This window comes from Caballeronia udeis (assembly GCF_044909315.1).
Classification (GTDB): domain Bacteria; phylum Pseudomonadota; class Gammaproteobacteria; order Burkholderiales; family Burkholderiaceae; genus Caballeronia; species Caballeronia udeis_A.
Window position 1 is genome coordinate 13,362 of the sequence record NZ_JBIYEB010000043.1, and the last position, 14,051, is coordinate 27,412.

At 60.4% G+C, this 14,051-nt stretch carries 14 protein-coding genes; 5 read left to right on the forward strand and 9 right to left on the reverse strand.

From position 1 onward, the window contains the following. Positions 1 to 43: 43 nt before the first annotated feature. Positions 44 to 1,294: an Hsp70 family protein gene (locus tag ABH944_RS40475; RefSeq protein ID WP_404614193.1), complete on the forward strand. Its 1,251-nt coding sequence runs from the start codon at positions 44 to 46 to the stop codon at positions 1,292 to 1,294. A gap of 135 nt (positions 1,295 to 1,429) precedes the next feature. On the opposite strand, the gene ABH944_RS40480 is transcribed toward ABH944_RS40475, so the two are convergent. Next, positions 1,430 to 1,633 carry a cold-shock protein gene (locus ABH944_RS40480; RefSeq protein ID WP_035936159.1) on the reverse strand — a complete coding sequence of 68 codons (204 nt, stop codon included), beginning with the start codon at positions 1,631 to 1,633 and terminating at the stop codon, positions 1,430 to 1,432. Positions 1,634 to 2,055: 422 nt separating this feature from the next. On the opposite strand from ABH944_RS40480, the gene ABH944_RS40485 reads away from it, so the two are divergent. After that, positions 2,056 to 3,648 carry an APC family permease gene (locus tag ABH944_RS40485; RefSeq protein WP_404614196.1) on the forward strand — a complete coding sequence of 531 codons (1,593 nt, stop codon included), beginning with the start codon at positions 2,056 to 2,058 and terminating at the stop codon, positions 3,646 to 3,648. Between the two features lie 105 nt (positions 3,649 to 3,753). On the opposite strand, the gene ABH944_RS40490 is transcribed toward ABH944_RS40485, so the two are convergent. The 7 genes from ABH944_RS40490 to ABH944_RS40520 all read right to left on the reverse strand — a co-directional run bounded on the left by ABH944_RS40490 (position 3,754) and on the right by ABH944_RS40520 (position 9,861). Further along, entirely contained in the window at positions 3,754 to 4,539 is a 786-nt protein-coding gene (locus ABH944_RS40490) for a DODA-type extradiol aromatic ring-opening family dioxygenase (protein WP_404614198.1), read from the reverse strand. Positions 4,540 to 4,636: 97 nt separating this feature from the next. After that, positions 4,637 to 5,218, reverse strand: a complete 582-nt coding sequence (locus ABH944_RS40495) for a UbiX family flavin prenyltransferase (protein ID WP_404614200.1) — start codon at positions 5,216 to 5,218, stop codon at positions 4,637 to 4,639. Between the two features lie 35 nt (positions 5,219 to 5,253). Next, on the reverse strand, positions 5,254 to 5,565 hold the full coding sequence (gene grxD, locus ABH944_RS40500; RefSeq protein WP_047898391.1) for a Grx4 family monothiol glutaredoxin: 312 nt from the start codon (positions 5,563 to 5,565) through the stop codon (positions 5,254 to 5,256). Between the two features lie 176 nt (positions 5,566 to 5,741). Further along, the gene (gene prmC / locus ABH944_RS40505; RefSeq protein ID WP_404614202.1) at positions 5,742 to 6,569 is read right to left on the reverse strand and encodes a peptide chain release factor N(5)-glutamine methyltransferase; all 828 of its coding nucleotides are present in this window, start codon (positions 6,567 to 6,569) and stop codon (positions 5,742 to 5,744) included. Beyond that, a complete protein-coding gene (gene prfA / locus ABH944_RS40510) occupies positions 6,566 to 7,648 on the reverse strand; it encodes a peptide chain release factor 1 (protein ID WP_062090309.1) in 1,083 nt (360 codons plus the stop codon). The genes prmC and prfA overlap by 4 nt, the downstream gene beginning before the upstream one ends. A 99-nt stretch (positions 7,649 to 7,747) precedes the next feature. Then, the gene (gene hemA, locus ABH944_RS40515) at positions 7,748 to 9,061 is read right to left on the reverse strand and encodes a glutamyl-tRNA reductase (protein ID WP_404614204.1); all 1,314 of its coding nucleotides are present in this window, start codon (positions 9,059 to 9,061) and stop codon (positions 7,748 to 7,750) included. Positions 9,062 to 9,111: 50 nt separating this feature from the next. After that, positions 9,112 to 9,861: a response regulator transcription factor gene (locus ABH944_RS40520; RefSeq protein ID WP_404614206.1), complete on the reverse strand. Its 750-nt coding sequence runs from the start codon at positions 9,859 to 9,861 to the stop codon at positions 9,112 to 9,114. A 201-nt stretch (positions 9,862 to 10,062) separates the two neighbouring features. On the opposite strand from ABH944_RS40520, the gene ABH944_RS40525 reads away from it, so the two are divergent. The 3 genes from ABH944_RS40525 (at position 10,063) to ABH944_RS40535 (ending at position 12,864) form a co-directional block, all read left to right on the forward strand. Next, entirely contained in the window at positions 10,063 to 10,326 is a 264-nt protein-coding gene (locus ABH944_RS40525; protein WP_404614208.1) for a hypothetical protein, read from the forward strand. 77 nt (positions 10,327 to 10,403) lie between these two features. Beyond that, the gene (locus ABH944_RS40530; protein ID WP_404614210.1) at positions 10,404 to 12,224 is read left to right on the forward strand and encodes an aminopeptidase P family protein; all 1,821 of its coding nucleotides are present in this window, start codon (positions 10,404 to 10,406) and stop codon (positions 12,222 to 12,224) included. A 16-nt stretch (positions 12,225 to 12,240) separates the two neighbouring features. Next, the gene (locus ABH944_RS40535; protein ID WP_404614212.1) at positions 12,241 to 12,864 is read left to right on the forward strand and encodes an HAD family hydrolase; all 624 of its coding nucleotides are present in this window, start codon (positions 12,241 to 12,243) and stop codon (positions 12,862 to 12,864) included. Here the strand turns inward: ABH944_RS40535 and ABH944_RS40540 are convergent, their stop codons facing one another. Then, on the reverse strand, positions 12,865 to 13,983 hold the full coding sequence (locus tag ABH944_RS40540) for a DUF748 domain-containing protein (protein ID WP_404614255.1): 1,119 nt from the start codon (positions 13,981 to 13,983) through the stop codon (positions 12,865 to 12,867). Positions 13,984 to 14,051: the final 68 nt, after the last annotated feature.

The window sequence follows — 14,051 nt, forward strand, 5'->3', positions numbered from 1 at the left end:
TGTTTGCGGCGCTGGCGGAGTTCTCGCTGCCGTCGCTCACCTCATGACCTATTGCGCGATCGATTTCGGCACGTCGAATTCAGCGGTCGCATTGCCCGACGGGGCATCGATCCGGCTCGCGCCGGTCGAAGGCAGCGCCACCACGCTGCCGACCGCTGTCTTTTTCAACACGGACGAGGACGAGCAAGCCTACGGGCGGGCCGCGCTCGAGTCTTACATCGACGGCTTCGACGGCCGCCTGATGCGCTCCATGAAGAGCATTCTCGGCTCGCCGCTGGCTGAGACGAGCACGGACCTGGGCGACGGCTCCGCGATCCGCTACGTCGACGTCATCACGCTGTTCCTGCAGCATCTGAAGCAGAAGGCGCAGGCCGTTTCCAGCACGCCGATCACGCGAGCGGTACTGGGCCGCCCGGTATTTTTTGTCGACGACGATCCGCGTGCGGATCAGCTCGCCCAGAACCAGCTTCAAGCCGCTGCGCAAGCCGTTGGCCTGACGGATATCCATTTCCAGTACGAGCCGATTGCCGCTGCTTTCGACTATGAAGCGCGCCTGACGAGTGAAGGGCTGGTGCTGGTGGCCGATATTGGGGGCGGTACGTCGGACTTTTCGCTGGTGCGGGTCGGGCCGGCGCGCGCAAAATTGTTGTCGCGAAAAGACGACGTGCTCGCGCATTACGGCGTCCATGTGGCCGGAACGGACTTCGATCGCCGCGTGGAGCTCGCGACGATCCTGCGTGAGCTGGGTTACCAGTCGATGGCGCCTGAAGGCCGCGAAGTGCCGAACCGCGTCTATTTTGACCTCGCGACCTGGCATCTGATCAATACCGTCTACGGGCCAAAACGTGTCAATGAACTGCAATTGATGCGGCACCTCTACAGCGACTCGAAGCACCACGAGCGCCTCATGCGCGTGGTCGAGCGCCGCCTCGGGCACGCGCTGGCGTCGCACGCGGAGGCCGCGAAGATCGAAGTGGCGGCGGGCGGTGAGACCACCATCGGGATGGAGGAGGTGGAAGAGGCGCTGCGTATCGGCTTCACCGAGCAGCAACTCATCGATGCAGGGCTGGAAGAGACACGGCGGATCGTGGCGGCTGCACGGGAAACGGTGCACCGCGCCGGTGTAGCGCCCCAGGACGTGGGCGCGGTCTACTTCACGGGCGGATCGACCGGACTCGGTTTCCTTTCACAATCGCTCTCTGACGCGTTCCCCGAGGCTGAAGCGGTGTTCGGCGACCGGCTGGCCAGCGTGGCGACCGGGCTCGGCATTTATGCGCGCCGGCTATTTGGTTGACCGGTATTACTTGCTATTACCGTCCGGGCAGTTATTTAAAGTAATTTCTCATTAACTACTGATAAACCCGTGATGTAAAAGAAAAAACCCCGCGAGTGCGGGGTTTCTTGTCTGCTATTCAAGCGGCAATAAAACTCAGGCCGGCTTGATGTTTGCAGCTTGCTTGCCCTTCGGGCCGGTCTTCACTTCGAAGGTAACCTTCTGGTTTTCCTGAAGCGTCTTGAAGCCTTCCACGCGAATTTCAGAGAAATGTGCGAACAGGTCTTCGCCGCCGCCGTCCGGCGTGATGAATCCAAAGCCCTTTGCGTCATTGAACCACTTGACGGTACCGGTTTCCATGTTACTTGTTCCTAAAGATGTTGAATAAGGCCGAAGCCCGAATGTGCATGAAAATCAAGGAAGGGGCAATGGGACCAACCGGAGTACCGTGATGGGCGAACTACGAAAGACCAATTCACTCGCCACTTGAAATCCTGCAAGAAGGTTTATACGGCGAATCAAACCCAAGGTCAAATAATATCCGACCGTAAACAGGGGTTTTTTGAGCCGGTTTCGCGACATCGCAACGTCACATTACAAATCTTTCGGTAGATATTTTCCTATGCGCCGGATCCGTTCAAACCTCAGTCGTAACAGATAGAGCGTTAAGCGGGCACACCCGTTAAACTACGCGCCACGTTGGGGCAGGGCACGAATTTAGCTGAAGGTTCGCATTAACCCCGCATAAGGTATTTGAAAGTTTTTTGACTGAAGGAGACGTAGTGAAAAGTTCTATTCAACGGAACATTGGGCCGGTTGCGCTGCTGCTGACCGGTCTGGGTTCCATCATCGGCTCGGGCTGGTTATTCGGTGCCTGGAAAGCAGCCAAGATTGCAGGGCCTGCGGCTATCGTTGCATGGGTTATTGGCGCAGTGGTCATTCTTGCCATTGCACTGACTTACGCAGAACTGGGAGCAATGTTTCCGGAGTCTGGCGGAATGGTCCGGTATGCGCGTTATTCGCATGGGGCACTCGTTGGATTCGTCAGCGCATGGGCAAACTGGATTGCAATCGTTTCAGTGATTCCCATTGAGGCGGAAGCATCGATTCAATACATGAGTACCTGGCCATATCAATGGGCACATGCACTTTTCGTCGATGGGTCGCTTACACCGACCGGACTTGGTTTATCGGCATTATTGGTGATCGTATATTTCCTGCTGAATTACTGGGGCGTTAAATTATTCGCCCGCGCCAATTCCGCCATTACCGTATTCAAGTTCATTATCCCCGGTGCGACTATTCTCGGTCTTATGCTGACCGGTTTTCACAGCGAGAACTTTGGCACGAGTTCGAGTTTCGCACCTTATGGCTGGTCCGCAGTCCTGACTGCGGTTGCTACCAGCGGTATCGTATTCAGCTTTAATGGTTTCCAGAGTCCGGTGAATCTGGCTGGCGAAGCGCGTAATCCGTCGAAGAGTATTCCATTCGCGGTGATCGGCTCGATCCTGATGGCACTTGTAATCTACGTGTTGCTGCAAGTGGCGTATATCGGTGCGGTCAGTCCTGGCGATGTGCTGAAAGGCTGGAGCCACTTCAACTTCGCATCGCCATTCGCGGAACTTGCACTGGCGCTTAACCTGAACTGGCTCGCGTTCCTCCTTTATGTCGATGCGTTTGTCAGCCCGAGTGGTACCGGCACGACCTACATGGCGACGACCTCGCGCATGATCTATGCAATGGAGCGCAACAACACGCTGCCGAAGATCCTGGGCCACGTGCATCCGCTCTACGGCGTGCCGCGCCCGGCGATGTTCTTCAACCTTGGCGTCGCGTTCGTCTTCATGTTCTTCTTCCGCGGCTGGAGCTCGCTGGCGGCGGTGATTTCGGTCGCCACCGTGATCTCGTACCTGACTGGCCCCGTGAGCCTGATGGCGTTGCGCCGCGCGGCCACGGACCTGCATCGCCCGTTGATGATCAAAGGCATGTCGATCATCGCGCCGTTCGCGTTCGTGTGCGCCTCCGAGGTGTTGTACTGGGCAAAGTGGCCGCTGACCGGCGAAATCATCCTGCTGATGGTGGTCGCGTTGCCGGTGTATTTCTACTATCAGTCCAAGACCGGTTTTCACGAGTGGAGCGATGACCTGAGGGCGGCGTGGTGGCTGATCGCGTATTTGCCAGCGATGGCCGTTGTTTCGCTCATCGGCAGTACGGAATTCGGCGGACGCGGATTATTGCCCTACGGCTGGGATATGGCGTTCGTGGCCATCATGGCACTGGGATTCTATTATTGGGGCGTGCAAACCGGGTATCGGTCCCAATATCTCGAAGAACGCGAAAGCCACGACGATATCCTCGCCGAGGTCGGTGCGTGATAGCTGGCTCATAAAACCCCGTTATCTCAATTAAAAAAACCCGCTTGAGCAATCAAGCGGGTTTTTTATTTCGATTCGTGGCAAATCGCCACATTTTGTGGGGATTTAGGCGTCGCTGAAAACGTAATTTGTCATGGCCAACGTTTTCTGAAATGTGCCCAGCGACTGAATGCCGAGTTCAAAATCATCGTCGGCCGCTCCCAGCGCACCGAAAATAGGCAGCAAATGTTCATCGGTCGGATGCATCAGCACCGCGTGGGGCGCCTGTTTCCGGTAGTCGAGCAACGCTTCAATGTCCCGTTTCTCCAGCCGGTCCTCGAACCAATCGGTGAATTCGGCCACGCGCGGATCGGCATCTTCCGGCCGCGCGCTGAAATCCGCCGTCCGCAGGTTGTGCGTGATCTGTCCCGATCCCACGATCATTACGCCGTCGTCCCTTAGCGCTCGCAGCGCGCGGCCCACGCGGTAGTGGTGAGCCGGATCGAGACGCGGTTGTATCGATAGCTGCGCGACCGGAATTCCCGCGTCCGGGTACATCAGCAGCAGCGGCACCCACGCGCCGTGGTCAAGACCGTGCTCAGTAATGGCCGCTGGAACGCCCGCTTGCGTCAGCAGCGTCGCGGCTTGCTTGCCAAGACTCGGCGCACCCGGCGCGCGATACTGGATCTCGTAAAGGGCACGCGGAAATCCGTAGAAATCATGGATGGTCTCCGGCTGCTCGGCAATGCTTGCTACTGGCTGCGCCGTGCCCCAGTGCGCGGAAAGCATGAGTATCGAACGCGGACGCTCGAAGCGCGTTGCGAACGAGGCGAACTCGACGGAAGGCATCGACGGGTCAATAGGCAGCGTCGGCGCACCGTGGGATATGAAAATGGTCGGAAGGCGGGTCATGGCAGCAAATCTCGAAAAGAGGCGTTACCACGACTATAAGGACTCGCAATGCGTTGATAAACAGCTAGCGAGGCAATGAATTGTGTCACCGGTGTTGTTAATGATCCGCGTCTCTCAATCCCGGCCAGGCTGCCGCGATCGGGCTTCCGAGTGCAAACATGTCGATCACGCGCTCGACCGTCTGATCGACCATTTCATCGATAGAAGCCGGACGATGGTAGAACGCCGGCAGCGGCGGGAAAATGACGCCGCCCATTTCGGTGACCGAGGTCATATTGCGAAGATGCGCGAGGTTGAACGGCGTTTCGCGCACCATCAACACCAAGCGGCGTCGTTCTTTCAGTACGACATCGGCAGCGCGGGTGATCAGGTTGTCCGATAGCCCGAGCGCGATGCTCGCCAGCGTTTTCATCGAACAAGGTGCGACGATCATGCCGTCGGTAGCGAACGATCCCGATGCGATGCTCGCCCCGACGTCGCGGACGTTGTGCACCACGTCCGCGAGCGCGTGAATGGTGGTTTTATCGAGATCCAGTTCGTGCTGGATATTCAGCCAGCCCGCACTGGAAATGAGCAAATGCGTTTCTACGCCGCCGAGGCGACGCAATGTTTCCAGCAACCGGACGCCGTAGATCGAACCCGTTGCACCCGTGATGGCGACGATCAGCCGTCGCGGCACGGGCGCTGCAGGCGAAGAACGTGCGACGGACAATCTCAGGCAGCTGCGAACAATTGTTGCAGCTCACCGGATTCGTACATTTCCATCATGATGTCCGAGCCGCCGATGAACTCGCCGTTCACGTAAAGCTGCGGAATGGTTGGCCAGTTGGAAAATTCCTTGATGCCCTGGCGGACGCCTTCGTCTTCGAGGACATTGACCGTCTTGATATCGGTCACGCCGCAAGCCTTCAGGACCTGGATGGCGCGGCCGGAGAAACCGCACATGGGGAACTGCGCGGTGCCCTTCATGAACAGCACGACGGGTGCTCCTTCGACGATTTGCTTGATGCGTTCTTGCGTATCCATGGTCTTTCCTGCGAGGCGTTGTAATGCGGGTTGATTTTGGGTAGAGCGGTGAGGGATGCGCTGCTTCAAGCGAAATTTCACGCGCTAACAAGCTGAAATGATAGCGGATTTCAATCTGGGTGGCTGAAAGCGGTTGGGACGTCTTGTGACCCGTTTGCAGTCGCTTGACGCGTGCATCAGGCCGTGAAAAACCCTCCGCTTACACGCTCGATACCGGCCAGGTCGCGCTCCGATCGTACGTCTGAAAAGCCGCGCGCCGTCAGCTGCGCGCGTACGTCTGCGGCCTGATCGTAGCCATGTTCGAGCCAGAGCGAGCCGCCGGTCGCCAGGAAAAACGGCGCGGTCTGGATGATGGCGCGGATCGCGGCGAGCCCGTCGGCTTCATCGGTGAGTGCTGTGCGCGGTTCGAAGCGCAGATCGCCTTCGGACAAATGCGGATCGTTTTGCGCGATGTACGGCGGATTGCTCACGATCACTTCGAAGCGCAGCGCGGGTTCGAGTGCATCCGTCCAGTTGCTTTTCAGCAGGGTGATCTTGCGCTCAGGGCTGAGCAACCGAGATGCGTTGCGGGCGGCTACGGCCAGCGCTTCAGCCGATCGGTCGACTGCCCAGACCCGGGCATCGTCGCGAGCAAAAGCAATTCCCACCGCGATCGCGCCGCTGCCCGTGCCGAGATCGAGTACACGCGGCGCTTCGATTCCCGACATCTGTTCAAGCGCAATTTCTACCAGCAGCTCCGTTTCCGGCCGCGGAATCAGCACATCCGGCGTGACCTCGAACTCAAGCCCGAAAAATTCCCGCGTGCCCACGAGCTGAGCGATCGGTTCGCCCGCCGCGCGCCGGCGTGCCAGCGCTTCGAAGCGCCCGACGCTTTGCTCGGCCAGTTCCTCGTCATCGCGTGTGATCAGTTCGGTCCGCCGCCAGCCGAGCACGTGCTCGAGCAGGATCCGCGTTTCGAGCGCGGGCAGCGCGGACGCGTGCAATAACGCGGCAACCGTCGTCATTCCGAATCGCCCAGTGCCGCCAGCAACTCGGCCTGATGTTCGCTGACGAGCGCGGCGACGAGTTCGTCAATATCGCCATCCATGATTGCATCGAGCTTATAGAGCGTCAGGTTGATCCGGTGATCGGTCATCCGCCCCTGCGGAAAGTTATACGTGCGAATCCGTTCCGAGCGATCACCCGAGCCGATCAGGCTCTTGCGCGTGGCCGCTTCCTTCGCGTGCTGCTCCTGATTCTGCTTGTCCATGATCCGCGCGGCGAGCACCTTCAGCGCGCGATCCTTGTTCTTGTGCTGCGAGCGGTCGTCCTGGCATTCCACGACAATTCCCGTCGGCAAATGCGTCACGCGCACGGCCGAATCAGTTTTGTTGATGTGCTGGCCGCCCGCACCGGAAGCGCGAAACGTATCGATACGCAAGTCAGCCGGATTGATCACCACTTCGCCGATTTCATCGGCTTCGGGCATCACCGCCACCGTGCAAGCCGACGTGTGGATACGCCCTTGCGTTTCGGTCGCCGGCACCCGCTGCACCCGATGCCCGCCCGATTCGAACTTCAGCTTCGAGTACACGTTCAGGCCCGCGATCCGCACGATCACTTCTTTATAACCGCCGAGATCGGAGACGCTTTCCGACATCATTTCGACCGTCCAGCGATTGCGCTCGGCGTATCGAAGATACATGCGCAGCAAGTCGCCCGCGAACAGCGCGGATTCGTCGCCGCCCGTGCCTGCACGGATTTCGATGAAGATATTGCGGTCATCGTTAGGATCTTTCGGCAGCAACATGGCTTGCAGGTCCCGCTCGATGGCCGCCATCCGCTCGCGCGCCTCGCCAATTTCCTCTTCGGCGAAATCGCGCATGGACGGGTCGGAGAGCAGCTCCATGGCGGTGGTTTCGTCGTTCGACGCTTGCCGCCACAACGCGTATTGCTCCACGACCGGCCCGATCTCGGCGTTTTCCCGCGTGATCTTCCGATACTGATCCATATCGGCGGTCACATCTTCGCGGCTCATCAGGTCATTGAGTTCGGCCAGCCGGGTAGTGAGCTGGTCGAGCTTGTTTTGCATGCTCGTTTTCATGGAAGGCTGGAGCGAAGCTCCGGAGAAGACAGCGATCAGGAACGCAACCGCAAAGATGCTCACATGCGGCGCAACTGCAGAAGAGACGAGAGAGGGGCGCTAAGTGTCCGACGGATCGGACGGCTCGTTCGACCCGGACGGGTGGCCGTGCTTGTAAAGCCCGCCCATCAGGTCGATGAGCTGGTCGCGATTCTCGTGGCTGGCACGGCTGAGCGCGTGCGTGGGGCCGTGGATCAGCTTGTTGGTCAGCGACTGCGACAGCGCTTCTAGCACCGCCGCCGGGTCGTCGCCACGCGCGAGCATCTTGCGGGCGCGTTCGACTTCGGCGCGGCGCAGGGCGTCGGCCTGCGTATGCATGTGGCGAATCACCGGCACGATGCTGCGTGCATCGAGCCATTGCATGAAATTCTGCACACGGGTGTCGATGATCGATTCCGCCTGCGCCACCGCCGCTTGCCGGGACGCGCTGCCTTCACGAACAATCGCGCCGAGGTCGTCGACGGTATAGAGGAATACGTCTTGCAGCTTGCCCACTTCGGGTTCGATGTCGCGTGGCACGGCGAGATCGACCATGAAAATTGGCCGGTGGCGGCGCGCCTTGACGGCCCGTTCCACTGCGCCAAGCCCGATGATCGGCAACGTGGATGCCGTGCACGACACGATGATGTCGAACTCGTGCATGCGCGCGGGCAATTCGGAGAGGGGAATGGAACGGCCGTTGAAGCGTTCAGCGAGCTTTTCGCCGCGTTCGGCGGTGCGGTTCGCGACCACAAGTTCGCGCGGCTTTTGCGCGGCAAAGTGCGTCGCGCACAACTCGATCATTTCACCTGCGCCAATGAACAGCACGCGCTGGCCCGAAATGTTTTCGAAGATGCGCTGGGCGAGACGCACGGCCGCCGCAGCCATGGAAACCGATTGCGCCCCAATTTCAGTGGTTGTGCGCACTTCCTTTGCAACGGCGAAGGTGCGCTGGAACAACTGGTTCAGATAGGTGCCGAGCGCGCCGGCTTCCGACGCCGTGCGCACCGCGTCCTTCATCTGGCCGACGATCTGCGTCTCGCCGAGCACCATGGAGTCAAGCCCCGAGGCGACGCGAAACGCATGCCGCACTGCTTCGGATTGCGGCAGCGCGTAGACGTGCGGCGCGAGTTCGGACACCGGCAGGTTGTGATACTTGGACAGCCAGTGGATGGCGGCGTCGCGTGCGGCTTTGTCGTCGGTGGCGCAATACAGCTCGGTGCGGTTGCACGTGGACAGGATCGCAGCCTCCGGCGCCGCTTTCCCCAGCGGCCCCAACCACAGGTCTTTCAGCGCGCCGAGCGCCGGTTTGATCTGTTCGAGCGGAAACGCCACGCGTTCGCGCAACGCGACAGGCGCAGTGTGGTGGTTGATTCCGATCGCGAGGAGCTGCATGTTATGGGCCTGATCCGATGGCCTTGGATACCTTGGAATTTAGCCCGATATTATAGCCTTTCACGAATTTCTTCAGTCCCAGCCTGGAAACCTATGCCAGATAAGCCACCTGGAACACAGTCCGCTTCAATCCGGTCCACCTGGTAACCGTAGCCGTAGAGCGGCGTCAACCGGTAACCGTTGTCCGGGCGGAGATTCAACTTCGTGCGCAGACGGGACGCGTGGGTATCCAGCGTCCGCGACGCCATGTCGCTCCCACGCGGCCACATCACTTCCATGATGTGCGCCCGCGACACGGCACGCGACTGGTTCGTGAAGAGTAGCCGGGCGAAGCGGAATTCCTTCGGCGTGAGCAGGACGTGCTGATCCGCGAAACTCACGCTCAATTCCGAAACATTGAACCGATATTCGCCGAAGTGCTCGGCAACGGGCGTGCGAACCGCGCTTCGGCGCGCCAGCACTTCCACGCGGGCGGCCAGTTCGGTGCAGCGGACAGGCTTGGCGACGCAATCGTCGGCGCCAGCTTTCAGGCAGGCGACCATGTCCGACTCGTTCTGGCTTGCCGCGATCAACACAATGGGAAGCTGTGGCGCCAGTTGCCGCACGCGTTCGATGATTTCCGCGCCGATCATGTCGCGCGTTTCATTGGCGGCGATCAGCAGGTCGAATGTGTCGTGCCTCATTCGATCCAGCAACACGGGCGCCGTGGGGAAGAAGTGGCAGAAATGGCCGTCCAGGACTAGCGTCCGGCGGATGAGTGCGGCGTGATGGACGTCCGCGTCAATAATGGCGATTCGCATGATTTCCGACGTCGCCGCGCGCGCTGAGGGCCGGCCGGGCGGCGCGGCACTTGCTTGCCATCGCCATTCCAGGCCCCTAAACTCAGTCGCTACGCTGCAAACGCCATCCAGACCTTCTAGGTTTACAGAACCGAAAATGCTAGTTCACCGATCCGATTCAACCCATAGGTTTAGTCTTAATTCCACTGGAATGCGCTGCTAATGGGGTGGCCTGGGATCGTATTTCTCGGTTTGGTGGTCGGGCTGGCTGCCGGATGGCTGCATCCGCTGCGGCGGTCGGTCTCAAGACCGTTCGGCCGGATATGGGCGGCCGGACTTGCGGGCGTGGTGGCGGCGATGGTCGCGAAAATGCTCGGCAATATCACCGGCGCATTCCACGATGGCGATTCTCTCGAATGGCTCGTGTGCGTGCTGTTCGCGCTGGTCGCCGTGACCGTTACCGTAGGTCTGGCGGCGCGTCGCTGATATCCCGTTGACCGTTGGTGATCTTATGGTTCGACGTAACAGAAGGTTCGACGTAACAAAATTCTGCAGGTGACTCCATGAACGATCGACTGAATTCCCCCGATGGCCAGACTTTCGCCCGGCGTATCGAATTGCTGCGTGGCGCCATGGCGCGTGAGGTGCTCGCTGCCGTGCTGGTGCCGTCGTCGGATCCGCACATCTCCGAGTACTTGCCGGAACACTGGCAGGGGCGGCAGTGGCTCTCAGGGTTCACTGGCTCGGTCGGAACGCTGGTCGTGACGGCCGATTTCGCCGGCGTGTGGGTTGACAGCCGTTATTGGACGCAGGCCGAGGCGCAACTGGCCGGCACGGGAATCGCGTTGATGAAGATGATGGCCGGACAGCAATCCGCGCCGCACGTGGACTGGCTCGCCGCGAACGTGGCGGCCGGCGAGACGGTGGCGGTCGATGGCGCCGTGCTCGGCGTAGCGGCGGCGCGGACGCTGAAAGATGCGCTGACGGAGCGCGGGATCGTGTTGCGCACGGATCTGGACCTGCTCGATGCCGTCTGGCCCGAGCGGCCGGGTTTGCCGTCGGAGAGTGTGTACGAACACGTCGCGCCCCAAGCGAGCGTCGCACGTCCGGAGAAACTGGCGGAAGTGCGGCGCGTCATGCGCGAGAAGGGTGCGCAGTGGCATTTCATCTCGACGCTCGACGATCTTGCGTGGCTGTTCAATCTGCGCGGCGCCGATGTCACCTATAACCCCGTGTTCGTTGCGCACGCGTTGATCGGACTGGATGACGCCGCATTGTTTGTCGGTGACGGCAAGATTTCCGCTGACCTGAAGGCTTCGTTGCTGAAGGAGAACGTGCGGGTTGAGCCGTATTCCGCCGTCGCGAATGCTCTTGCTACGTTGCCGGCCGGTTCCACGCTGCTTATCGATCCGCGCCGGATCACGTTCGGCTCGCTTGCGAAAGTGCCGGCTGAAGTGAAGATCGTGGAAGCGGTGAACCCGTCGACATTCGCCAAGTCACGCAAGACCGCTGCCGACGCCGCACACATCCGCGCGACCATGGAACAGGACGGCGCGGCGCTGGCGGAATTCTTCGCATGGTTCGAAGATGCGCTCGGGCGCGAGACGATCACGGAACTCACCATCGACGAAAAACTGACGGCCGCGCGTGCACGTCGACCGGGTTTTGTGACGTTGAGCTTTGCGACTATCGCCGGCTTCAATGCGAACGGCGCGATGCCGCATTACCGCGCGACCGAAGCCTCGCATTCGGTGATCGAAGGCAATGGCTTGCTGTTGATCGATTCGGGCGGCCAATACCTGAGCGGTACGACCGACATCACGCGCGTGGTGCCTATTGGCACGATTACGGCTGAGCACAAACGCGATTTCACGATTGTGCTGAAGGGGACCATTGCGTTGTCGCGGGCGCATTTCCCGCGCGGCATTCGTTCACCCATGCTCGATGCCATCGCTCGCGCGCCCATCTGGGAAGCAGGTGCGGATTACGGCCACGGCACGGGGCATGGCGTCGGTTATTTCCTGAATGTGCATGAAGGCCCGCAGGTCATCTCGCACTACGCGCCGGCCGAGCCGTACACGGCGATGGAAGACGGCATGATCACCTCGATTGAACCGGGGCTTTATCGGCCGGGGAAATGGGGTATCCGCATTGAAAACCTCGTGATGAACGAGCCCGCCGGCAAGACCGAATTCGGCGATTTCCTCAAGTTCGAAACGCTGACGCTGTGTCCTGTCGACACACGCTGCATCGACCTGACCCTGCTGCGCGACGATGAACGCGCGTGGCTCAACGACTATCACGCGACGGTCCTCGAACGCGTTTCGCCGCATGTCTCGGGTGCGGCGAAGGCGTGGCTCGAAAAACGCACGCAGGCAATCTGAACGGAGCGAAAAACGCATGGCGATCAAGGCAGTGGTGTTCGATTTCGGCGGCGTGCTGATCGACTGGAATCCCGAGTATGTGTACAGCCGGCTGATTCCCGATGCCACCGAACGGCGCTGGTTCATGGACAACGTGGTCGTGTCGGACTGGGTGCTGCAGCAGGACGCGGGGCAAACCATCGCCGACGGCAATGCTGAACTGATTGCCAGGTTCCCCGAGCACGAGGCCCTGATCCGCGCGTTTTACGAGCGCTGGCAGGAAATGGTGGCGGGCGTGCTGGAAGAAGGCGTGGCGCTGGTCGACAAGCTCGAAGCTGCGGACGTGCCGCTGTTCGGGCTCACCAACTGGTCCGCCGAAACCTTTCCCTGGGCGTGGGAGCGATTCCCGGTGCTGCAGCGGTTTCGCGAAGTGGTGGTGTCGGGCCGTGTGCTGGTCGCCAAACCCGATCCGGCGATTTTCGCGCTGATGTGGACTGAAATCGAAAAACATCTTCCGGGCATTCAGCCGCAGGAAGTCGTTTTTATCGATGACAACGCGAAGAATATTCGTGCCGCCACCGCGCTTGGCTGGAACGCGGTGCATCACACGAATGCCGAGCAGACCGAAGCGCGCTTAAGAGCGCTCGGTTTGCCCGTGTAATCATTTTCCGAACAGGTTCTTGAGCGTGTCGCCGATGCTCTTGAGCACGCCACCGGTGTTTTTAGCCACGCCTTCGGGGTTCACGCCGACCGCCTTCGCGAAGCCCGCCGCAAGCTTTTTCATCAGGCTCTCGTTGAGCGAGAACTTGGGGTCGCGCAGATCGCCGTCGAGTTCGAAATCCAGCTTGATCTGATCGTGATTCTTCAGCGCGGCGATCGCGATCTTGGTCGGAATGGTGAGGAAAGTGTCGAGCGGATTGCCGTCGTCCGATAGTTGCAGCCGGTTCAGCGTGACCGAACCCGGCGCGTGGATCTGGTAGTTGTGCACGGTCGCGTCGAGCGTGAGATCGAGCGTGCCGCCCGTGACAGTGGTCTTCGCGCCCGCTTTCTTCAGCAGATACGGATCGAGCGTCGCGATATCGACATTGCGCAACGTCGTGTGCGTCTGCGAATCCCTGCTCGCTATTTTCATCCAGCCGTTGAACGTGACCGTGCCCGTGTGGGACGGTCCTTTGATCGACCCGCTCATGTCGAGCTTGGTTGGCTCGGCGAGCGCGGGAAGATGTAGGTTATCGACGTTGGCTCGCGCGTCGGAAATCAGGACCTTGTACGGCGGTGTTTGCACGGATTCATCGAAGAACTCCATCGCGCCGCGCTCAAACGTGACGTGATCGATCAGCCGGTCTTCCTGCGCGTGTGCCGCGGCTTCGCTTGAACCCGCCTGGGCCTCGCGCGTCGACTGGCGCAGATTCGGTAGCAACTCGATTCTGCCATCGGGGAGACGGGCGACGGAGAGATAAAAGCCGTCCACCGTCACATGTTGCAGATGCACGCGGTGGCTCAGGAGGGCGCGCATATCGACGTTCACCGTCACGCGTTCGGCGCGCAGCGTGTCGTCCGTGGGCCAGCCCTGCGGGCCCCGCAGGCGCACGTGGCTCAGCGTAATACGCGCATACCCGACATCGATGTCCTCCACCGAGCCGAGCGGCCCCAGCGTTTCGAGCACACGCGCCTTCATTTCATGCGCGACGAACAACCCGCCGCCGACGACTGCCAACAGCAACACCGCGATGACTGCGCCCGCCCACAGCGCCACGCGTCGCGCCTTCGTACCCGCCATCCCGATGTCCCCCATCCAGGCCGCCCCTGCGGGCGGCGATCCGGTGCGTTGTTGTTGGCCCCGCTGGC